A 23,004-nucleotide genomic window follows, 5' to 3' on the forward strand; every position below is an offset into this window, starting at 1 on the left:
ATAAGGAAATTCCTCTGAAAGTTTGGTATAATTAGATATCGACAAAAAACTATACTAAACAAAATTCGGAGGTATTTCCTATGACTAATTCTACCACAGATACTTATGAAATAAAACGAAAAATTATGAATTTTTCAAATAAACTAACTAAAGATGTAGGTCGTTCAAACTAAATTTGTTCAGGATATGATTTACGGAATGGCAAAATCAAAAAGTGTATTACTTTCTAATATTTCTGATGGTCTTATGGAACCCGTAAAAAAGATAAATACAATAGAACGTCTCAGTAATAATCTTTTTAAAAAATTAAAGTAAGTTAAGAAGTAAGTTAAGTACCAGGTACCGCCAAGGTTGGTACCGCCAAGGTTTCCAGCTTAAGCAGCCCTCTTAAATCTTTTTCGTCTTCTGCAACCAGAATGCTCATATTTCGCCCCTATAAAAAATGTAATTAAAAGCTATTTTCAATTTGTGCTTGGAATATATCTACGTAGGCCCACGACATAACATTTTTGTACTAAAGAATTAATCCAAGTACCAAAGTTAAAACAACAATCAATGGTGCAGAAATTTTTTTTGTAAAAAGCAAAATGGTTGTAATTGCTGTAACTATTAAATTGTCTATTGAAAAGCCACTTTTTTGCATCAATATAATGGCTGCGACTGCAATTAATCCACCTGCAACAGCATTAATACCCTTAAGAGACACTTTAATTGCCTTGATTTGCTTCAAATTCTCCCATACTGGATATACGAAATAAATCAAAAGTAAACCAGGCAAGAAAATGCCTACTCCTCCGATGAATGCAGCAATAATCTGAAATAAAACGCCGCCATCTCGATATGACATCCCCCCTGCATATGCACTGAAACTAAACATTGGTCCGGGTAATCCTTGTACAAGGCCATAGCCCGTTAAAAATTCTTCATGTGTCATAAACGCTCTAACATCTACCAATTCACTATACATCACAGGAACGACAACTTGACCACCACCAAATACCAAATACCCATATCGGTAAAAACTTTCAAATAAAGTCAGAAGTCGATTACCAAATATTGCAGTTAATACAAGGCTACCAATAGCAAAAGCACCAAATACAAATAGATAACGCCAAGGTGGATTGACTTTAACTTTATTCCATAAATTGTTTTCACCTGAAGCCACTATACTAACAGTTCCGCCCAAAACTAGCAACAAAGGAAAAACCCAAGGCAAATGAAAAAAGTAGGTAACAAAAGCAGCTGATAGCATTAATGCCCCTGTCATCCAATTTGTGACTACTTTTTTAGTTATTCTAAAAGCTGCAACAACAATAAAACCTACAGCCATTGGTCCAATGTATCTTAGAACATTTGAAGAAATATTGAATGCGGCAAAAATTTGATAAACAAAAGATAGCACAGTCATCAAAACAAGCACTGGTAATGACCATACAATCATTGTAAAAAACGCCAGTAAAGGTCCTCCTGTTTTATAACCAATTGCAACCAACGTTTGTGTGCTAGTCGGTCCAGGCAGTATACTGCATAACGCAACAAGTTCAACAAGCTCTTCTTCTGTCAAATACTCCTTTTTAGTTACAAGTTGATCCATAAAAACTCCAAAATGTGCTTCCGGTCCTCCATACGCACCTAACGAACAGATAAATGCATCTTTTAGAAAGGATCTCCATTTGATTTTATTCATATTTTTCTTTATCCTCCGATTATTGGTTTAATTTTCATACTATCCTTCTTTCTTCTTTGTCTGTGCGTTTATTTTAGCTCCATACACTTATACTACACTTATCTGTACCCATATTTATTATTCTTATTTTTATAAATCAAAACATATTAATACGTTAAAATTTCAAAGCTACAATAAGTTAATAAGTTAAGAATAAGTAAGTTAAAAGTAAGTTAAGTACCTGGTACCGAAGTAAGTTACCTGGTACCGAAGCTCCATCTCCTATTGCAAATTATTAAGCTTATGAACAGCTACTTGACTTATCCCAATATTCAAACCAATTTCTTTCATTTTATAATTGCTCTGTATAGCCTTTTCTATATACAGCATTTTATAATGAGTCAACTCTCTTTTTCTTGAACCTCTTTTAATTTCATCAAATATTCTATCATCACCAACAACTTCATACAATATTTTGTCCAACGTTTTCCTTTCTGTTTTTATTATAGGAATATCTATGCTTGTAGGCTTAACTTCTCCTATAATCGAAACCTCTTCAAACTCTGCACTCTCTTCAAGCAAGGTTGAATCCATGAATTTACTATACTCAACTAATGCATTCTTTCTATTTTCAGAAAACATGCAAAGGACAAAATCTATGTCGACAATTTTATCTTGTATGTTTTTCCTGTAATATGAATCGCTGCTCCAATAATAATCAGAAACTTTTTTGCACATTTTAGCCTTTACAGGATTTTGATGAACATATCTAATCAAAGAAAGAAGATATTTATCATCCTTAACTAATATTCCTTTGTACCTGTCTTGAAATACATGACCTGATTTATTATATGTACAATTGTAATATTTGCTGAATTTCAAATCAATTCTATGCATTATCTGACTTATAGGCACTTCATGACTTCTTATTACAATGTGGTAATGGTTATCCATTATAACAAATCCATATATTTCAAACCTCATAATTTCTTTGCTTTCAACTATGATATTTAAAAGCTGCTTTTTTACATCGTCATTTTTGAAAATGTACTCCTTGTTGTTGCCCCTTTGAACAATATGATATACCCCGCCCTCAAACTGTATTCTCGGTTTTCTTCCCATTTAAGCGTCCTCCGATAGAACAATTTCATTCCTTTATTTTACATTATATATGTTTTTTTTGCATAAAGCAACAAAAAAGAGAATCTTCATAAGAAGTCCTCTATTCAAAAATTCTATTAAATTCATTACTAATAAGTTCATAAGTTAAGTAAGTTAAGTACCTGGTTCGGATTAGTCAGTCATTAGTCATTAATGTCTGTTTTTTGGTTGAATTTATATCCGTATCCAACAATCGTTTTGATACAATCATCACCATTCTCATGCGAACGAAGTTTTTTTCTAATTTGAAATATTGTATTTTCAACAGCATGAAAGCAGCCGTTAGACGGCTGGTGCCATACAGCTTCATAGATTTGCTCTTTTGTATACGCTACCTCTGGATTTGAATACAGCAAATACAAAGCATCAAATTCCTTGTTGGACAAAAACACCTCACCGCCTTTCAGTTTCACCATATGCTTATGAATATCCATGGAAAACTGTTGAGACAGATCATTTAGTCCAAAAAAAACACGTACTGCATCGCAATCCATGCGAATCTGTTCCAACAGGGCAGCAAGATCATCAAATTTTCGTGGTTCGCGCAATTTCTGATAAAGCTGTATCTCCATACGTTCCCCATATACATCCTGATTAAAATTCAGAATATGAATTTCAATAGAGATATCGCTATCGTTATCTACTGTGGGACGTCTACCAATGTGGGTGACACCGTAATAGCTGTGTGCATGCAATACGATTTGCGTAACATAAACCCCTTGCGGGGGTATTTCCTTTATCTGAAGTTCTCCTAAATTAGCTGTAGGAGTACCCACCAGTTTTCCAATCCCCCGACCATGAATCACTGTTCCGTTAAGAAATATTGGCTCGCTGTATAATTCTCTTTCCATTTTTAATCCTCACAGTAGTCCTTTCATGTATAAAATAAATAAAACACAAGTTGCAGATATGGCACCCGATATTAACCATAGCCCTGTTCGCTTCTTACCAGTAGGATACTCCCGCGTCGGGATACCCCATATATATTGACGTTATCAAATAATTCCATGCCATCATAACAACAACCATAGTCACAACTCCAAGTGTCAAGCCAACAACTGCATTGGTAATTGTTTTTTTCTTATAGATGGAGGAAGCAGTACAAGCAAATTCGCAGGTGGAAATTATATTCATAATGCATCCAAGAATGCCGGTTTCGCTGATGGTCATCATTTCTATCACTGAAACGATTACAGAAATCATGAATGATGTCATTGGTCCCCAGATCAATCCCCCAAGCGTAATAAAGATGTCCTTTAGGAATAAGTTAAGTACCTGGGAATAAGTTAAGTAAGTTAAGTAATAAGTTAAGTAAGTTAAGTACCTGGTACCGCTAAGTTAAGTAAGTTAAGTACCTGGTACCGCTAAGTTAAAAGTGGGATGTCTAATTTATATTTCAAAATTTATGCCTCAAGTGCAGCAATTCCCTGTACCAATCCAATACTTTTTAAATGTTCTACATGCTGACAGTTTTCAAAATTAGGAGCAATAGGGGTAACAGAAATATAGCCTTGCTTTACATAATCTATATCCGAATCTTCCTCCACATTAGATGAGTCTTTCAAATTCAGTTCATAACTGCTTGTTTCATCATTTACTTTTTCTTCTTTAAAATAGAAAGGATACTGTCCTGGCGGTGATAGTCTTGCATAAACTGCACCCTTAAATTCATCTGGTTCACATGAAGGAATATTAACATTGAGCACATAGTTATTGTTCATTGCAAGTTTAATATACTTATCTATAAAATCACCGAGATATCTGCGGCAAACATCAAAATTACTTCCATCCAACGAAAGAACCAGTGACGGTATCTTATACTGATATCCTTCTATTGCTCCGGCTACTGTTCCTGAATATAATATGTCTCCACCATAATTTGTGCCATTGTTAATACCTGAAAGTATGAGATCTGGCTTTTCTTTAAGCAAATTATTAAGAGCTAAGCGCACACAATCTGCAGGTGTACTTCCTATGCTCCATGCACTTGCAACCTTTACCGGAAAATTATATTTCTTGACAATTATAGGTTCATGTATGGTTATACCGTGAGACACTGCACTTCTTTGTCTATCAGGTGCCGCCACGTAAATTTCTCCAAATTCCTTAACTATCTCAGCTAATACCTCTATTCCTTCTGCAAATATTCCGTCATCGTTTGTTAATAGAATTTTTATCATAATTAAATACACCTCTGCGATATATATTTTAGTAAATTTATTATATCATTAATATAAAAATACTTCAAATATTAAATTGCTTTTACCAAACAGGGATTGACGAGCCTTTAGAATCTTCTTCAATAACAGCCTTTGTGGCATCTGTCTGATAAATCTCTACAATGCGATTATATACTTCATTATCCTTATCCTCAGTACGTGCAACTATTATGTTTATATAAGGATTCTCTCCTGGTTTTGCATTTTCTAATACTATTGCGTCCTGTGTTGGGATGTATCCTGCATCTGTAGCTACTCCTGAGTTTATTACTGCTAATGGTACTTCCTCTAATGAGGCAGGAATATTAGTTGCAGCCAACTCTACAATCTTAAAACTTCTAGGATTTTCAATATCCTTAATTGTAGGTGTATTACCTGCAGCAGGATTTACATTGATAAGGTCATTTGCTTGAAGTAATAATAATGCTCTTCCTCCATTTGTAACATCGTCAGGAATTACGATTGTAGCTCCATCTTCTAACTCTTCAATATTTTGAATCTGTTTAGAATATAGCCCTAGTGGTGCAAAAAAGGTTTCTCCTATAACTGATAGTTCATAACCATGTTGTTCAGCTTCTTTGTTCAGATAGATATAATGCTGAAATGCATTTAATTCTATTTCACCAGAATCTAATGCAGCATTAGGAAGAGGATAGGAATCAAAGAAAATAAGCTCGATATCAATGTTTTCCTTTGCTGCTTCTTCCTTAACATGATTCCAAACCTTAGAGTCACTACCTGTCAAACCAACTCTTACAACAGTTACTTCTTCACCATTTGAATTGCTATTGTCTGCGTTTTTATTTTCCTTACTACTGCAACCTACTGCTAATATAGATAATATTAAGACTAAAACTAAAATTAATTTTTTCATTTTCAAATTCTCCTTTTTAATGTGATGTTTTTTTTATTATGATGTTGCCTATAAATTGAATTATTGTAACAAAAATTAAGATTACAATAACTGAAACATAAGTTATATCCTGATAAAATCTATTATGACCATATCTAATTACAAAGGATCCAAGTCCACCACCTCCTACTGCACCACCCATGGCTGTTAACCCCAATAAACTAATAGTTGTAATAGTGGTTGAACGTGCCAGAGCGGGGATACTCTCTTTGAGATAAACCCTAAAAATAATTCCCAATGGAGAAAGCCCCATAGACTGAGCTGCTTCTATCAACCCATTATCAATATCTGAAAGCGCCATATCTACCTGCCTTATAAAGAATGGTGTACATCCTACCACAAGAGGAAAGATTGTTCCCTTTACTCCAATAAAGGTTCCAACAATAAGCTTTGTCAATGGAATTAAGGCGGTAATTAATATTACAAATGGAATAGATCTAAATAAATTAACCACACCATCAAGTATTCTATGAACAGCTCTGTTTTCAAGAATATTTCCTTTTCTTGTGACCACCAACAAAGTTCCTAAAAACAGACCTACTATGAAAGAATATGTTCCTGATAAAAAAAGCATCTGCAGTGTTTCACTGATACTCTTAACAAATTCATCAGAATAATCAAGCAGGTTTGGAGTATATTTTTCCAATAAATCAAGCATATTTAATCACCTCTACTTTTATTTGTTTATCATTAAGATATTGTATTACATCCTTCTCAATCTGGTCGGATACAGTTACAAGAACAATTATGGATCCAAGCACTGTATCTGAAACAACCTCTACGTTTGCAAATATAATACTTGGACTTATATTATATTTATTAGAAATATAAGCTATAATCGGCTCCTTGGTTTCAGAGCCGTAAAAATCCAGTCTCCAAATTCTTTCTCCTTGATTAAGTTTTACAATATCTGATTTCTCCTGAATCAATTCGTCTATACGTGATAGAGTGGATGTACTATTGATAAAGTCCTTTGTAATACTTGCTTGAGGATTAGAGAAAGTTGATATTACATCATTTAACTCCACAACATTGCCATTCTCCATAACTGCAACTCGATGACATATTTCTTTTATAACGCTCATTTCATGGGTGATAATCACAATTGTGATGCCCAGCTTTCGATTTACATCCTTAAGCAGTTTCAAAATTGACTTGGTAGTTTGAGGGTCCAATGCCGAGGTAGCTTCATCACATAATAAAATGCTAGGATCGCTAGCTAATGCTCTAGCTATGGCAACTCTTTGTTTTTGTCCTCCTGACAGCTGTGATGGATAGGAACAGAGTTTATCTGAAATTCCTACTAAATCTAACAAAGATAATACCTTTTCTTTAATTTTATCTTTGCTGATTCCTCTATGTTTTAAAGGAAATGCTACATTTTCAAATACTGTTCTGGAAGCAAGTAAATTAAACTGTTGAAATATCATTCCTATTTTTTGACGATGCAATCTCAGATCTCTTTCCTTTAGTTGAAGAAGGTCAACGCCATCTATCAATACTTGCCCCTTTGTAGGTCTCTCTAAAAGATTTATGCATCTGACCAGGGTGCTTTTACCTGCACCGCTAAATCCTATCACTCCAAATATCTCAGATTGGTCTATAGTTAAATTAACATCCTTCACTGCATGCACAGAGACATTGTCTGATATGAATGTTTTCGAAACATCTATTAGTTGAATCATTTAATCACTCCTTGTTCTGATTTTTTACATTTTGTTCATGTTGCTTTTTAATCCTTTCAAGTAAGTGAGGATCCAAAATAATATCTAGTGCTGTGTTAGCAAGAACCTTAGCTCCTAACCCTATAGAGTTTAACCCTAACTCACTCCTTGAAGCTTCTCTAAATTCCACACTGTGACCTGCAATGTATTCATTGGCTATTTTGATATTTGGATGAATGGTTGGAATAACTTGACTTATATTTCCAACATCAGTTGAGCCCATACCTTTTTTAATCTTGTCCCTGGATATAAACTCTCCGTATCTATTTAAATGCTTTTCATATACCTCATCGAATAAAGGAGTTGGTACAACATTATCAACGCTATTTTGAAACAAACCAAATTTGTATTCTGCTCCTGTTTGAAGCGCTGCACCTTTAACTATGTTTTCAAACTTATTGTATAAATCATTTAAAATAGGTCTAGATTTTGCTCTAAGATAGAATCTAGCACTTGCATAATCAGGAACAACATTTGCTGCTGCACCACCATTAGTAATTACCCCCTGAATCCTTACATCATCTGTTAAATGCTGTCTCAATGCGTTGCTTGCATTATAAACCTGTATGATGGCATCTAAAGCATTAATTCCCTTTTCAGGTGCTCCTGAAGCGTGAGAGGCCTTTCCAAAGAACTCTACATCTACCGGATCATTAGCTAAAGTTTTATTAGTCAAACCATGTTCATATCCTGGGTGGACGCCTAAGGCAATATCCACATCATCAAAGAATCCTTCCCTTACAAAGCTCCCTTTTGCGCTTCCATTTTCACCGCCTTCTTCACCAGGGGTTCCGTATACTCTAACCTCACCTCCCACCTCATCGATTATTTTTTTAAGTGCAACTGCTGCCAAGGATGAAGTAGCACCAAATAGATTATGACCACATGCATGACCAGCGCCAGGAAGTGCATCGTACTCTGCATAAAACACTACAGTTGGGCCGGGTTTTCTACTCTTATATCTTGCATCAAACCCAGTACGGTGTCCTGCAACATCCAACTTAACATCAAAACCCTCCTTAATCAATTGCTCAGATAATATTTTACTTGCAAAGAATTCATAATTGCTTACCTCGGGATTATCATGAATCTGTAATGATATACCCTTGTAAATTTCCACCTTACCGTCAACTACCCTATCAATTAAATCTCTAATACCTATCATAATATCTCCTCCTAGAATTAATAAAAAAACCTACTTTCATATAAAATAAGAAAGTAGGTTAAATACATATAACACTTTCTTATCTTTCAAACCTTTTGGTTTGCTGGATTTAGCACCTCGAATTTTATATTCAGGTTGCCGTGCTTCATTGGGCCAGTCCCTCCACATCTCTTGATAAGAATAAATATTTAATTTTCGTTAAAAACTTCAATCTAAAAAATTAATAAGGTATTCACCTCCCTTAACGGCAAGTACGTCACGTCCTTTGCAATCCTCGTTTTTTATATACTAGGGGGAGAACTTTCCTAGTATATAAAAAAGCCTGCATTCCAGATAAGAATACAGGCATTAAATAACCATTTCATTTTCTTATCTCTCAAACCAATTGGTTTGCAGGATTTAGCACCTCGAATTTTAACATTCCGGTTGCTGTGCTTCATTGGGCCAGTCCCTCCGCATCTCTTTATAAGCTTTTTAATATTAATTTTTTCTTATGATAATACAAATCTTAATACATGTCAATCATTTTTTTAAAATTTTTATTGTTTTTCACAAAATACCATTATTATAGAAATATTTCTATCTGTATCCTTTATTCTCTTATCAAATTTTCTTTTTTGAGTAACAAACAAAATACTAAAATAGGATGATGAAACTGTGATAGAAAATAGCTTGTTTGATATACTCGATGAACTAGACAAAGATGTTATTATAGTTGAAGAAACCGCTTCTATTTGTTTTTTTAATTCAATTCCATGACTTTCAATTTTACAATTATAGTTTTATTAAATTAAAAAATCACCCGTTTTATAATTATCGAGTGATTTTTTAAATCTTACTATATTTTATTGTAAAGGAATTAGCTTATTATTAATCCAATAAATTTGGTAAGAACAACACGGTTTGTGGAATATAAGTAATAATTAATAAAATTGCTATTAATATTCCTACCATTGGTAACAAATCTCGCATTTGTTCTTTTAGTGACACTTTTGCAATTGAACCTGAAACGAATAAGCAAACACCAAGTGGTGGTGTACACATTCCTATTGTTAGGTTTACTGCCATTATTAAACCAAAATGGATTAAATCAACATCAAATGCTGTAACTAATGGTATAAATAATGGTGCGAATATTACAAGTGCACTTGTTGTATCTATGAAAGTTCCTGCTATAAGTAAAATTATATTTATAACAAGAAGTAACATTATCTTACTTGAAATTGCTGAACTTAAATATGCACTGATTTGTTGTGGTATTTGATTTACTGTTATAATCCATGTAAATAATGATGCAAATGCAACAACTATCAATACTTGTCCTGTGGATTTCGCGCAGTTGACAAGTACTTGGAACATATTTTCCAACTTTAATTCTCTATATACAAACATTCCTACTACTATAGCATAGAAAACTGCAATAGCTCCTGATTCAGTAGCTGTAAATTTTCCACTCATGATTCCGCCAATTATTATAACTGGCATTAAAAGTGCAAGGAATGCATCTTTGGCTGATTTTAATATTTCTCCTGTAGGAGCTTTTGTTTCTCTTCCTTTGTAATTACGCTTCTTGCCCACATAATAACTGTAAATCATTAGTCCTAATCCCATTAATACACCTGGAACAAAACCACCTATGAATAATTTACCAACACTTACATTAGCCATAACTCCATATAAAAGCAATGGAATACTTGGTGGAATAATCGGACCTATAGAACCTCCACAAGCTAACAGTGGTGCACTAAATGTATTTTCATATCCTTTTTCTTTCATTAAAGGAATCATAATACCGCCTATTGCTGCTGTAGCTGCAATTGCAGATCCTGTAATTGCTGCAAAGAACATACATGCTAGTATACTAACCATGGCAAGTCCACTTGGGAAGTGTCCTATCAATGTATCTGCAAAGTTAACCAGTCTCTTTGACATACCGCCTTGAAACATTAATTCTCCTGCAAACATAAATAATGGAATTGCTATAAGTGCTATACTATCAGCACCTGTAAACATTCTTTGTATTACTACCATTGGAGGGAATCCACTTATTACTACTCCTCCTAGGGATACTAGTCCTAAAGAAAAAGCAATTGGAGTACCTATAATAAATGCTAAAAATAAAAATAATATCATCGTCATCTCAAATTACCTCCCTTCACTATTGCTATCTACTTCATTAAATGTTTTAATTTGTCCAAATACTTGCTGTAGCATAAAATAAAACATAAATGCTGCACTTGTTGGGACGCTTAAATAATAAATAGACATTGGAATAGGTAAGTATGGAGCATTTTGAGTTGAACCAGTCTGCATAAAGTTAAAACCAAAATATATTATAAAAACAAAGAATAAAAGCAATACTACATTAATAATTATTTCAACGATTTTTCTCATTTTAGGTTTTAATGCAGTTAAAAATACATCAACATTTAGATGAGCCTTTTCTTTTATACAATATGCCGCACCCCAAAAAACCAAATACACAAAACATAATCTAATAACATCTTGACTCCATGCTAAAGGGGTTTTAAATATAAATCTTGAGACTACTTGAAGAAAAGTAACAATAAATAATAACAAAGATGTCAATGCCATAACTATCTTCAATATACCGTCTACTATCATATTAGCTGTTTTCAATTGAAGTCCTCCTCGTACTGAATCTTAGGATGCGATAATTCTATATCGCATCCTATAATAACTTACAAACTTTAAACTATTATTTTCCTAATTTATTCATAATCAATTCAACTAATGAAGAATCAACTAATTTTTTAACTTCATCTAATTTATATAATCCTTCTGTTGCTTTAACGAAGCTGTCTAAATCCGCTTCTGTAACTACCATTCCAGAATCTTTTAATTGTTGTAAATATTCTTCTTCTTTAGCTGATACAGCTTCTCTTTGTCCAGGTATAGCTACTGCAACTGCTGCATCAATATATCCTTTTACTTCATCTGATAATCCATCATAGTAATCTTTATTCATTATGATACTTTCTGCTGCATACGTGTGACCATCAAGTGTTAAATATTTTTGAACTTCATTGAATTTTGAAGTTGCTATTGATGTTATAGGATTTTCTTGTCCATCAACCATACCTTGTTGTAATGCAGTATATAATTCATTGAATGGAACTGGAGTTGCTGTTGCTCCTAATTTTTCTATTAATGCAAACCATATTGGTGCTTCTTGAACTCTTATGCTTAATCCTTGCATGTCAGCTGCTGATTTAACTTCTTTTACATTGTTTGTAAAATGTCTAAATCCTAACTCAACAAATCCTAAGTGTTTAAATCCTTGTGCTTCAAATTGTGGAGCTAATTCTTGTTGTAAAGTATTGTCAAGTATATCATATGCTTCTTCTTTATTAGCAAATAAATATGGTATAGATAATACTTGAATATCTGGAACCCATGCTGGTAAAGCACCATCAGATGTAACTACTGTCATTTGAATAGTTCCTAATTTTACTCCCTCAGCTGCTTCTCTTTCTCCACCTAATGAACCATTAGGGAAAATTGTAGCTGTTACTTTGCCATTTGATACTTTTTCTACTTCATCTTTGAATAACTGTGCTGCAATTGTTGATTGGTGATCTTCATTTCCTACTGTAGCAATTTTAATTTCTATTGCTTTTTCTGGTGTTGCTGGAGTTTCTGAACCTGCATTATCTGTAGGAGCTTGTTTCTCTCCACAACCTACTAAAACCGTAGCCATCATTGCTAATACTAATACTAAACTAATTACTTTTTTCATTTATCTTTCCTCCTCGCTTATGGCGATAATATTGTAATTTAACTCTAATTTTCTATTTAACTTATTGTCTACCATTTCACATCTAAAATTGCTTCCATATTTAAATCCATCTACTACTGGAACTGTTCCAGAATATATTACACTGTTTTGTACATTTCCAACTCTTTCATTCATCTCTTTTAAGATTGCTTCTACTGGAAGTATATCTGCTAATGAACCATTTTGATACATAATCTCTTTGCCACCAACTGTTTGATATGATATAAGTTTTATTTCATCCCAGTGGTCTTTTACTTCTTCATATGGCCACATGTCGTATCCTATTGGTTTAGGGCATACTTGTTTTGATTTTGGAACGCTAACGCTTTCTAACTCTCTGTCTGTATGGTCGCTACCTATGCCTATATAAGTATTACCTTCGGAAAGTATTATTATGTATTCTACTTCCCCGCATGTTTTATATCCAACAGCATGTATATCACTATCTTGTGTTAATATGATATTTGAGCATTGGAATATTGTTGGTATTTTCTTTGGTGCTGGTACACCTAATTGTTCTTCTAATTCCTTGATATGCTCCATTGTTTTTTCTATATTTCTTCCAGCATATCCAATTGCAAAGAGATTGTCATATTTTACTTCTACGACTTTGCTTCCATCAATTGTATTTAAATTAAACTTTATAGTACTCAATGTCATCCTCCTAGTTGATCTTGTATAATTTAGGGTTTCTATCTCTATAAACATTTATGGTATCTCTAATGTTTTTGATAATATTTAAATCTATTTCTCCATTAAGTATAACTTCACTATCGTTTCCTTCTGCTATTATTTCACCAAATGGGTCTATAATTGCAGAATGTCCTGCATATTTAGTTTCATTAGCTGTTCCACATGAATTGGTACATACTACAAACATTTGATTTTCAATAGCTCTAGCCATATTTAAAATTTGCCAATGTTTTAATCTTCTATCTGGCCATTGAGACACTACAAACAATACCTCAATTCCCTGTAATGATAATGTTCTCACAAGTTCAAGGAATCTAATATCATAACAAATTATTATTCCACATTTTACACCATCAATTTCAAATGTAACAACGTTTTTTCCCCATTCAAAATATTTTTCCTCACCCATATTAGTAAATAAATGAGTTTTATCATATTCTGCAATACATTCTCCAGATCTGTTAAATGTAAAGGAAGTGTTGTAAATCTTACCATCTTTTGAATTTGCAACAGAACCTGCTACAATATTTACATTCAATTCCTTTGCTAATGATCCAAATACAGCTTTAACCTTTTCTCCATTTTTATCACTTAGTTTTTCTAAGTTTTCTTTTGGAAAAAATCCTGTATTCCATGTCTCTGGCAATGTAATTACATCGGGCTTGTCCTTTGCTGCTTTTCTGATTAATTCTTCAGCGTGCTTGAAATTATATTCAGGCTCAGCAAGTAACATATCCATTTGAACTACGCTAACTTTCATATTTGCCTCCATAAAATATTGATTGGTATTCTGTATTTGGTATATGGTATACCAAATACAATACAATTATTTATAGCACATTTATATCAATTTGTCAAGGAATTTGTAATTAATGTTTTCCCACTATATTATTTTTTTTAGAATTATGATTATATATGTTGGCACTTGTCTGTTTCATATGGTATTCCATATCTTGTTTTGCAGAATTAATATCTTTTTTAATCATTGAATTTAATACATTTCTATGTTCTTGTAATGTACTCTTGTTTCTTTCTGGCTCTCTTAAAGCTTTTATTCCAAAAAATCTAATTATATCGTTGATGTTTCCTAATAAACTAATCAATATTTCATTTTTGCTCAATTCATAAATTTTTTCATGAAATTGTCTATCAAGAATCATGAAATCTGTAGGATTATAATCTATAATTGACTTTTCTTGTTTATCTAAAATACTATTCAAATATTTTAAATCTGCTTCAGCAGCATTGTTAGTGGCATCTTCTACCGCTAGAATTTCAAGAGATTTTCTAACTTTTAATACTTTTTCTACATATTCCATATCAAAGGTTCTAACAACTGCTCCTTTGTATGTTTCTATCAAAACCCATCCATCACGGTTCAAAAGTTGTAGTGCCTCTCTTATAGGTGTCCTACTTATCCCTAACTCCTCTGATAGTTTTCTTTCATTTAATATTTCTCCCTGGTGAATTACACCAGTGATTATATCTTCTTTTATTTTTTCATATACTTTAAATTTATATGACTGCTGTTTTTCTATCAATCCATATCACCCTTTTCAATTTAATTGCATTTAATATACTAGTATTACATGAACTAAATGTCAATATGTATTTTTAAAAAGTTAAAATGTCTAATAACAAGAAAATTAACTCCTTATATACTGGATTATAGCATATATTTTGTAATTTTGTCTAGTTTATCTAAATATGTAATTTTTTAATTCAAAGATTGTTTCTTTAGTCTGCTATCACAAAATCTTTAAATATAAAAACTTTATGCCATAATAGACATAAAGCTTTTAGTTAATAATTATTTATTTTAAATCAAACCTGCTTTTTTCAATAACCTTCTTACAACCGTAGCAGTTTCAGCCCTTGTAATATTTTCTTTTGCTGAAAGCTTGCTGTTATTGCCTGTAATTATGTCATTATCTATACAGAATGCTGCCGAATCCTTCGCCCAGCTAGATAGTTCACAACTATCTGTATAGTTTCCTAACAGATTTTCTATTTTCTCTGAATCTAACGTCATATTTATCTTCTTAGTAACTTCCATAGCACGTGCAATCATAACCATTGCTTCTTCTCTTGTCATTTTATTGTTAGGATTAAAGTTTTTGTCACCCGTACCTGTAACAATTCCATATTCATAAGCAATACTAACTGAGTTATAGTACCAGTCTATTTTATTAACATCTTGGAATACTATTTCATTTGTTTCAGAGCTCATGAGACCTAGTCCTCTTACTAATATTGTTGCAAATTCAGCTCTTGTAATATCGCTATTAGGATTGAATATCTCTCCATTAACTCCACTAACAACCAATCTTGAACCCATATCATTTACATCCTCTTCCGCCCAATGACCATCCATATCTAAAAATTTTGTTGGACTGTAAATTAATGTATAAATACTATTTGTTAAACTGTTAATTTTTGCACAATATTTGCCATTAATTTCAATGATTGATGTTGGTACATGAGTGAATGTTCCATCATGATTTAGCACAACGCCTGTAGTAATCTTTGATGGATCAATACCATCTGGTATTGCTATTGTTCTTTCAACATACCCTTTGAATTTAGATACTTCTATTGTTTTATCACCACTAACACATGTTATTTCAAATTGAACTGGTTTTACTACAATTTGATAATGGTTTTTATTTGCCGTATCCTCAACAATATTTACTTTATCTTGAGTTGGATTCGATATACTAACATTAACTTTGATATCCTTTAAATCGATTTTTGCCAACATGAGCTTTGATACACTGTCAATATCAATTTGCGATGCAGGAAGCGAATATGAAACATTATCTGTTTTCACTTCAAGTATTGCATCCGATGCTTCCATATCCTTTATAGTTTGCCCGTTAAGTTGGCCAATGATGATATCTGATTTAGAACTTGCTGGAATGGTAACTATAGCTCCCGTACCTTCTTCTTCCAACTTATTTTTAATTATATTGTTATCGACTATAAATGTAGTGATTGTTCTTCCACTTTTATCTTTATATATCTCACTAATTCCTGCGTTAATTGCAACGCCGTTCACAAGCACATTGGTATTTTTTGGTTTTGTAGTTGACTTCGATGATGAAGCAGATGCTCTTGTTACATTTATTGTAATTGTTTTAGTTGCAATTCCATCTTCTGAAGTAACTTCCACTAAAATGGTATTTGTACCAACATTTAAGTTTATTGCTTCAGATGATTGTCCGCTAATTACCAGAATATTATTAACTTTAATTGCTGATGAACTGACTATTGCCGTTGGCGTTATTGTAACACTTGTTGTACTTTGTGATACATTGGCTGTATAGTTAATAATTGCAGCATTAAATTCTGGAGACAAAGTTCCACTACTTATGGAAACTCCAGACAAGTCGGCATCATTAGATATTGAATCCGCTCTTTTTACATTTATCGTAGTCGTTTTTGATGTAATACCATCTTCTGCAGTAACCTCCACAACAATTGTATTTGTACCAACGCTTATGTTTATTGCTCCAGAGGATTGTCCGTTAACTACTGGAACATTATTAACTTTAATTGCTGACGAGCTAACTACCGTAATCGGTGTTACTGTAATACTTGTAACATCATTTGAAACATTGACTGTATAGTTAATATTTGTAGAATTAAATTCTGGTGATAAAGTTCCACTGCTTAGGGAAAGACCAGAAAGATTAGCATTATTGTCTAAACTAGGTACAGTATTTTCTATTATAAATGTTAAATTATCAATCCCAGTGTAATCATTTCCCGCAATATCTTTTCCAGTTACTGTTACATATGCATTACCGTCCACATCAGGTACAATCCATGAATAAGTCCAATTAGTTTTATCTCCACTATCAGTCATGCCAATGTTTGTTACGTCACCATTTGAAATATTTATTGTAGGAACGTCCGACATAACCTCATTAAAAGCAGCTGATAATGTTACAATATCTCCTGCTTTAACTATATTATCCTCTTCATTGTCAGAAAGAATAACTGTGGGATCTAATGAGTCTACTTTTATAGATAACCCTGTAGATTCGGAACTAATATTACCAGCTGCATCGGCAGCAGTAGCTGTAATATTATGAGTTCCATTTGTTAATGTTGATGTAGCTAAACTCCAGTTACCGCTTCCGTCCGCTGAGACCGTACCAACAAGTCCGTCTAATGATGAGCTTAATTTCACCGTGCTTCCCGCTTCGGCAGTTCCTATGATTGTTGGTGTAGTATCATATGTAATATTGTCTGTGTCGGAAATACCAGTATCACTCGATGCAGATAAATCTGGTCTTGAAGGTGCACTAGGTGATTGGTTATCTATGGTAGAATTAGAAGAGTCAGCTGCAGTAGTACTATTTCCAGCATTGTCAGTTACAGTTACTGAAACATTTTTGTTTGTACCCTCCATAGATCCCGAAACTATTGTATATGTCGCTGTCCATGTATCTGAACTGTTAGAAGCTGAAACGGCAGCTCCTCCTCCAAATGCTGAAAAGTCAACTATAACATTACTTATATCGCTATTATTGTCACCTGCTCCTGTATCGTCCCAAGTAGCTGTAACAGTATCTCCTATTATGTATGCGCCTCCAGTTCCCGATGCACCACTTATTGAAATGTTTCCATCTGTTACTGTTGGTGCTACGCTATCCACAGTAGCATTGGTAGTATCTGAAGTTGTCATGGAATTTCCAGCATTATCGGTTACTGTTACAATAACATTTAGATTAGTTGCATCCACAGCTCCACTAGTAATTGTATATGTCGCTGTCCATGCATCTGAACTATTAGAAGCTGAAACGGCAGCTCCTCCTCCAAATGCTGAAAAATCAACTGTAACAGAACTTATATCACTATTATTGTCACCTGCTCCTGTATCGTCCCAAGTAGCAGTAACAGTATCTCCTATTATGTATGCGCCTCCTGTTCCTGATGCACCACTTATTGAAATGTTTCCATCTGTTACTGTTGGTGCTACGCTATCCACAGTAGCATTGGTAGTATCTGAAGTTGTCATGGAATTTCCAGCATTATCGGTTGCTGTTACAATAACATTTAGATTAGTTGCATCCACAGCTCCACTAGTAATAGTATATGTCGCTGTCCATGTATCTGAACTGTTAGAAGCTGAAACGGCAGCTCCTCCTCCAAATGCTGAAAAATCAACTGTAACAGAACTTATATCACTATTATTGTCACCTGCTCCTGTATCGTCCCAAGTAGCTGTAACAGTATCTCCTATTTTATATGCGCCACCCGTCCCTGTTGCACCACTTATTGAAATGTTTCCATCTGTTACTATTGGTGCTACGCTATCAACAGTAGCATTAGTTGTATCCGAAGTTGTCCTAGTATTTCCAGCATTGTCGGTTGCTGTTACTGAAACATTTTTGTTTGTACCATCCATAGATCCCGAAACTATTGTATATGTCGCTGTCCATGTATCTGAACTGTTAGAAGCCGAAACGGCAGTTCCTCCTCCGAATGCTGAAAAGTCAACTGTAACATTACTTATATCGCTATTATTGTCACCTGCTCCTGTATCGTCCCAAGTAGCAGTAACAGTATCTCCTATTATATATACACCACCTGTCCCTGTTGCACCACTTATCGAAATATTTCCATCTGTTACCGTTGGTGCTATGCTATCCACAGTGGCATTTGTTGTATCTGAAGTTGTCCTAGCATTTCCAGAATCATTGGTGGCTGTTACAATAACATTTAGATTAGTTGCATCCACAGCTCCACTAGTAATAGTATATGTTGCTGTCCATGTATCTGAACTATTAGAAGCTGAAACGGCAGCTCCTCCTCCAAATGCTGAAAAATCAACTGTAACAGAACTTATATCACTATTATTGTCACCTGCTCCTGTATCGTCCCAAGTAGCTGTAACAGTATCTCCTATTATGTATGCGCCACCAGTTCCTGATGCACCACTTATTGAAATATTTCCATCTGTTACTGTTGGTGCTGCCACATATGTCAATTTTAAATCAATTCCATCATACTGAATACAATCTGAACTAACCTCTGCTGTATTAGCTATTGTTGCTTCCAATTTAACTTTGATCTTTCTCGTTTGAGCATTGATTGATGTACAATCAATTGATAATTTTTGCCAGCTATCATCTTCATCTGATTTATTACCAACAGTTTCATATGTTTCTCCTGACAACAAATTACCACTTTCATCTAAAAATTCTAACACTATCTTATTTGTTGAGGCCGACATATATTTACTTGAATATCCAGATAGATTAACGTTAACCTCTCCGTTAGCTATATCCGATGCTAGGTTACTTACATCTATAATTTGATAAGCTATTGCTGACGATGCAGCACCTGGATAAAAGTCCATCACATAATGTTGAATATCGGTTTCATCAGGACTAAGGTCTGTGAACAAATTTTCCGAAGTATCAAATACCAGTATCCCGTTAGGGTCTTCAAGTATCCAATTATCAGATTGATTTGCAAAACTTCCATTTAATACAAGATTTGTATTGTACACAGCATCTGCATATACTACTTGTAATCCAACCCCCGTCCCTGGAATTATACCGCCAAACATTGCGTTAATCAGTAAAAGTGTTATTGTTATTTTTATTACTTTTTTCTTCATTCTAAATCCTCCTTGTATATTTAATATTGTCAAACCACATGTAAATTATTTGTTTTAGATACAATTAAATACTATTCACTTAAGTTTATTTAGCATTGTATTTCAATATAGAATTAAACATAAGTCAATAGTATTATCTTATTAAATTATTCATCCAGTTTCTTTTTTTATATATTATATAACCATATATACATATAATTAAATTACTAAAACTCATAGAAAACCATATTGCCTCTGAACCAAATGAAGTAAAGTATTTAAAGAATAATATCATGGGCAATCTTACAAACCATAATCTTGAGATCTCCATTGCCATAGCATATTTAGTTTGTCCTGACCCTTGAAACAATCCCTGAAAACTGCTAAATATGCCCATTAGAGGCATTGAAAATGATATATACACAAGATAAGTAATACCCTGATTTATAACATCTATAGAATCTTTTGATTGCATGAAAAAATTGATAATGCGTACTCTTTGCCATATTAGAAACACACATCCAATAATTCCAATGGCTGAAGTCAATAAAATCGATTTTTTAAAGCTGTCTGTAGCACGTTTATAATTTCTAGCACCAAAATTTTGTCCAACTATAGATATAATTGCTGTACTTATCCCCAATGCAGGCTGACTAATTAATGCTGTAATCCTATTAACCATTCCGTAAGCTGCCATAGTTGAAGTTCCATAAGAAACTATAAATGTATTCAAAAAAATAAACCCTATTGCTGAACCTGACTGGCCAATAGCTGAAGGGATTGCGATTTTTAGACTTTTTTCTATAATTTGCTTATTAAATTTAAATTTTTTGAAATTTGGTTGTATTATTGATTTTCCTTTTAGTAAATAAATTCCACAAGCCAATGCTAATAACACTTTCGCTATGATTGTTGCAATAGCAGCTCCACTTACACCCATATTAAAATTAAATATTAAAATAGGATCTAATATAGCATTTATAACAGCACTTATCCCGCTTAATACTGTCGGAACCACAGAATTTCCTTGGGAATTCATAATTGCATTAAATATGAAAAAATAAAACATAAATGGCAAATCTAAAAAAGTAAGTCTAAGATATAATGTACCATAGTAAAGCATTTTACCTTCAACACCCATAATTTTAACTATTATTCTACTAAATACAACTCCAAATAACATTAATATAGTACCGGTTGCTATACATAACATAATTAGTTGACTTGCATATTTATTTGCATCATCCTTTTCATCCGCACCTAACAGCTGAGATAAAATTGCAGTTCCTGCAATCGAAATACCCATACCAATTGAAATAAATAAAAAATTTACTGGCCATACAAAAGTTGTTGCAGCAAATTCCAAAGAACCAATTTTGCTTATCCAGAATCCATCAACCAAGTTATATAGTGTTTGAATTAGATTATTGAATATAATTGGAAATGATATTAATAAAATAGCTTTGTATATATTTCCATTCAAAATTGTATCTTGATTGTTTTTGAAATTCATACAGACTCCCCTTATGCAAATTTGTTTTTTTCATTAAATTAATACCATCTAAAAATGTATCAGTGGAGCTAATGCAACTACAGAAGATATTTTGAAGGTGCTTTGCTCTTCTGACCAATTAAAATCATGCTACATTATATAACCAATATTTGTCAAGGTTTTTTTACATAATATAGGAACTTTATATCTTCTCATTTTATTAGATTATTTTAATAATAAAATCATAAAATCACACTTTCATTTGATATATAAATTAAATTCAAATATATCGGATATTTAAAGATAAGAAAAAGACCTATTTCTATTGTACTATAGATAATAGATCTTTTAAATACGACATTTATTTTAAATTATATTACCCTTGTAAAGCAAAGCTACAAAACATCCTAACTCCAATTAACAAAGCATCTTCATCAAAATCAAATTTTGGATTATGCATCAAATTTACAAATCCTTTTTTTTCATTTCTTGCTCCTATCCAAACAAAAGCTGATGGGATTTTTTGAGCAAAGTATGCAAAATCTTCTGCTCCCATGCTTGATTTTTTGGATTCTGTTACATTATTTTCACCAACTACATTTATAGCAATACCTTTAACAATATCCATTACTGCATCATCACTTACTAATACTGGCAATCCATGCAATATATCTAATTTATAAGATGCCCCGGTGTACAAACATATACCTTTTAGAACCTTTTCAACACTTTCTAATACGTATTTTCTGCTTTTTTCAGATTGACATCTAATAGTACCACTTAATGAAACTTTTTCTGCTATTATATTTTTAGCTGAACCCCCATTTATAGTTCCTATTGAAAAAATAACAGGATCAAATGGATCTATTTTTCTTGAAATAAAGCTTTCCATTTCGTTAATAAATTTTGATGAAATTGATATTGCATCAACCGCTTCTTGTGGAATTCCTGCATGTCCTCCTTTTCCTACGATTTCAATTGTAAATTCATCCGTTGAAGCTGTTAGACTTCCATATTTTATGGGAATGCTACCAAGTTCATATTCTGTAGTAATATGTTGCCCGTAAATATATTTAATTTTAGATAAAAGTCCATTAGTTTCTAAATCTTTGAGCATTATTCTTGCACCACCTAAATCAGGACCTTCTTCAGCTGGTTGAAATATAAGTAAAATATCATATTTTAATTTATCTCTATTATTAATTAATACTTCCGATGCACCCATTAACATTGCAGTGTGTCCATCATGGCCACAAGCATGCATTTTACCAAGATTTTGTGATTTATATTCAACTTCATTTAATTCATCTAAATTAAGTGCATCAATATCAGCTCTCAGGGCAATTATTTCTCTTGTATTATTGCCTCTTATAATTCCAATTACCCCTACATTTGAAGGAATTATTTCTATTTTTTTGCTATTTAAAAATTCTGTTATATATTTTTCAGTATTCTTAGTTTCAAAACCTACTTCAGGATGTTTGTGAATATATCTTCTGTATGAAATAAGTTTTTCTTTTATATTATCTATTTCTTGAAATATCTGATTCAATTATTTC

General features: G+C 32.9%; 18 protein-coding genes and 2 riboswitches. All 18 genes read right to left on the reverse strand.

From position 1 onward, the window contains the following. Positions 1-514: 514 nt before the first annotated feature. Positions 515-1,687 (reverse strand): chromate efflux transporter, encoded by a 1,173-nt coding sequence (gene chrA, locus J2Z76_RS00870; protein ID WP_209510092.1) that lies wholly within the window; start codon positions 1,685-1,687, stop codon positions 515-517. 261 nt (positions 1,688-1,948) lie between these two features. Beyond that, positions 1,949-2,788, reverse strand: a complete 840-nt coding sequence (locus J2Z76_RS00875; RefSeq protein ID WP_209510093.1) for an REP-associated tyrosine transposase — start codon at positions 2,786-2,788, stop codon at positions 1,949-1,951. 182 nt (positions 2,789-2,970) lie between these two features. Next, the gene (locus J2Z76_RS00880) at positions 2,971-3,678 is read right to left on the reverse strand and encodes a riboflavin kinase (RefSeq protein ID WP_209510094.1); all 708 of its coding nucleotides are present in this window, start codon (positions 3,676-3,678) and stop codon (positions 2,971-2,973) included. A 94-nt stretch (positions 3,679-3,772) separates the two neighbouring features. Then, the gene (locus J2Z76_RS00885; protein ID WP_209510095.1) at positions 3,773-3,961 is read right to left on the reverse strand and encodes a hypothetical protein; all 189 of its coding nucleotides are present in this window, start codon (positions 3,959-3,961) and stop codon (positions 3,773-3,775) included. 269 nt (positions 3,962-4,230) lie between these two features. Next, positions 4,231-5,007, reverse strand: a complete 777-nt coding sequence (gene surE / locus J2Z76_RS00890) for a 5'/3'-nucleotidase SurE (RefSeq protein ID WP_209510096.1) — start codon at positions 5,005-5,007, stop codon at positions 4,231-4,233. A gap of 82 nt (positions 5,008-5,089) precedes the next feature. After that, positions 5,090-5,920 (reverse strand): MetQ/NlpA family ABC transporter substrate-binding protein, encoded by an 831-nt coding sequence (locus tag J2Z76_RS00895; protein WP_209510097.1) that lies wholly within the window; start codon positions 5,918-5,920, stop codon positions 5,090-5,092. Positions 5,921-5,936: 16 nt separating this feature from the next. Further along, complete coding sequence (locus tag J2Z76_RS00900; RefSeq protein ID WP_209510098.1) at positions 5,937-6,617, reverse strand: methionine ABC transporter permease; 681 nt, start codon at positions 6,615-6,617, stop codon at positions 5,937-5,939. Next, positions 6,610-7,644 carry a methionine ABC transporter ATP-binding protein gene (locus J2Z76_RS00905; RefSeq protein ID WP_209510099.1) on the reverse strand — a complete coding sequence of 345 codons (1,035 nt, stop codon included), beginning with the start codon at positions 7,642-7,644 and terminating at the stop codon, positions 6,610-6,612. The genes J2Z76_RS00900 and J2Z76_RS00905 overlap by 8 nt, the downstream gene beginning before the upstream one ends. A 4-nt stretch (positions 7,645-7,648) precedes the next feature. Beyond that, positions 7,649-8,848 carry a M20 family metallopeptidase gene (locus J2Z76_RS00910; protein WP_209510100.1) on the reverse strand — a complete coding sequence of 400 codons (1,200 nt, stop codon included), beginning with the start codon at positions 8,846-8,848 and terminating at the stop codon, positions 7,649-7,651. 76 nt (positions 8,849-8,924) lie between these two features. Beyond that, a riboswitch (SAM riboswitch) is annotated at positions 8,925-9,029 on the reverse strand. A 185-nt stretch (positions 9,030-9,214) separates the two neighbouring features. Then, a riboswitch (SAM riboswitch) is annotated at positions 9,215-9,320 on the reverse strand. Between the two features lie 398 nt (positions 9,321-9,718). Continuing rightward, on the reverse strand, positions 9,719-10,987 hold the full coding sequence (locus J2Z76_RS00915; RefSeq protein WP_209510101.1) for a TRAP transporter large permease: 1,269 nt from the start codon (positions 10,985-10,987) through the stop codon (positions 9,719-9,721). Between the two features lie 6 nt (positions 10,988-10,993). Continuing rightward, positions 10,994-11,488 (reverse strand): TRAP transporter small permease, encoded by a 495-nt coding sequence (locus J2Z76_RS00920; protein WP_209510102.1) that lies wholly within the window; start codon positions 11,486-11,488, stop codon positions 10,994-10,996. A gap of 79 nt (positions 11,489-11,567) precedes the next feature. After that, on the reverse strand, positions 11,568-12,608 hold the full coding sequence (locus J2Z76_RS00925; RefSeq protein WP_209510103.1) for a TRAP transporter substrate-binding protein: 1,041 nt from the start codon (positions 12,606-12,608) through the stop codon (positions 11,568-11,570). Further along, entirely contained in the window at positions 12,609-13,301 is a 693-nt protein-coding gene (locus J2Z76_RS00930) for a DUF2848 family protein (RefSeq protein WP_245210256.1), read from the reverse strand. A 10-nt stretch (positions 13,302-13,311) separates the two neighbouring features. Continuing rightward, a complete protein-coding gene (locus J2Z76_RS00935; RefSeq protein ID WP_209510105.1) occupies positions 13,312-14,100 on the reverse strand; it encodes a carbon-nitrogen family hydrolase in 789 nt (262 codons plus the stop codon). Positions 14,101-14,209: 109 nt separating this feature from the next. Next, a complete protein-coding gene (locus J2Z76_RS00940) occupies positions 14,210-14,881 on the reverse strand; it encodes a GntR family transcriptional regulator (RefSeq protein ID WP_209510106.1) in 672 nt (223 codons plus the stop codon). Between the two features lie 278 nt (positions 14,882-15,159). Next, complete coding sequence (locus J2Z76_RS00945; protein ID WP_209510107.1) at positions 15,160-19,974, reverse strand: S-layer homology domain-containing protein; 4,815 nt, start codon at positions 19,972-19,974, stop codon at positions 15,160-15,162. A 133-nt stretch (positions 19,975-20,107) separates the two neighbouring features. Continuing rightward, a complete protein-coding gene (locus J2Z76_RS00950; protein WP_209510108.1) occupies positions 20,108-21,466 on the reverse strand; it encodes an MATE family efflux transporter in 1,359 nt (452 codons plus the stop codon). 355 nt (positions 21,467-21,821) lie between these two features. Further along, positions 21,822-22,997: a M20 metallopeptidase family protein gene (locus J2Z76_RS00955; protein WP_209510109.1), complete on the reverse strand. Its 1,176-nt coding sequence runs from the start codon at positions 22,995-22,997 to the stop codon at positions 21,822-21,824. Positions 22,998-23,004 lie beyond the last annotated feature (7 nt).

It is taken from the genome of Sedimentibacter acidaminivorans (assembly GCF_017873955.1).
In the GTDB taxonomy this organism is placed as follows: Bacteria; Bacillota; Clostridia; order Tissierellales; family Sedimentibacteraceae; genus Sedimentibacter; species Sedimentibacter acidaminivorans.

Coding starts and splice junctions, on each gene's coding strand:
- surE (WP_209510096.1), bottom strand. CDS start 5,007: ATGATAAAAATTCTATTAACAAACGATGACGGAATATTTGCAGAAGGA.
- J2Z76_RS00875 (WP_209510093.1), bottom strand. CDS start 2,788: ATGGGAAGAAAACCGAGAATACAGTTTGAGGGCGGGGTATATCATATT.
- J2Z76_RS00895 (WP_209510097.1), bottom strand. CDS start 5,920: ATGAAAAAATTAATTTTAGTTTTAGTCTTAATATTATCTATATTAGCA.
- J2Z76_RS00925 (WP_209510103.1), bottom strand. CDS start 12,608: ATGAAAAAAGTAATTAGTTTAGTATTAGTATTAGCAATGATGGCTACG.
- J2Z76_RS00885 (WP_209510095.1), bottom strand. CDS start 3,961: ATGAATATAATTTCCACCTGCGAATTTGCTTGTACTGCTTCCTCCATC.
- J2Z76_RS00945 (WP_209510107.1), bottom strand. CDS start 19,974: ATGAAGAAAAAAGTAATAAAAATAACAATAACACTTTTACTGATTAAC.
- J2Z76_RS00910 (WP_209510100.1), bottom strand. CDS start 8,848: ATGATAGGTATTAGAGATTTAATTGATAGGGTAGTTGACGGTAAGGTG.
- chrA (WP_209510092.1), bottom strand. CDS start 1,687: ATGAATAAAATCAAATGGAGATCCTTTCTAAAAGATGCATTTATCTGT.
- J2Z76_RS00915 (WP_209510101.1), bottom strand. CDS start 10,987: ATGACGATGATATTATTTTTATTTTTAGCATTTATTATAGGTACTCCA.
- J2Z76_RS00880 (WP_209510094.1), bottom strand. CDS start 3,678: ATGGAAAGAGAATTATACAGCGAGCCAATATTTCTTAACGGAACAGTG.
- J2Z76_RS00935 (WP_209510105.1), bottom strand. CDS start 14,100: ATGAAAGTTAGCGTAGTTCAAATGGATATGTTACTTGCTGAGCCTGAA.
- J2Z76_RS00900 (WP_209510098.1), bottom strand. CDS start 6,617: ATGCTTGATTTATTGGAAAAATATACTCCAAACCTGCTTGATTATTCT.
- J2Z76_RS00905 (WP_209510099.1), bottom strand. CDS start 7,644: ATGATTCAACTAATAGATGTTTCGAAAACATTCATATCAGACAATGTC.
- J2Z76_RS00950 (WP_209510108.1), bottom strand. CDS start 21,466: ATGAATTTCAAAAACAATCAAGATACAATTTTGAATGGAAATATATAC.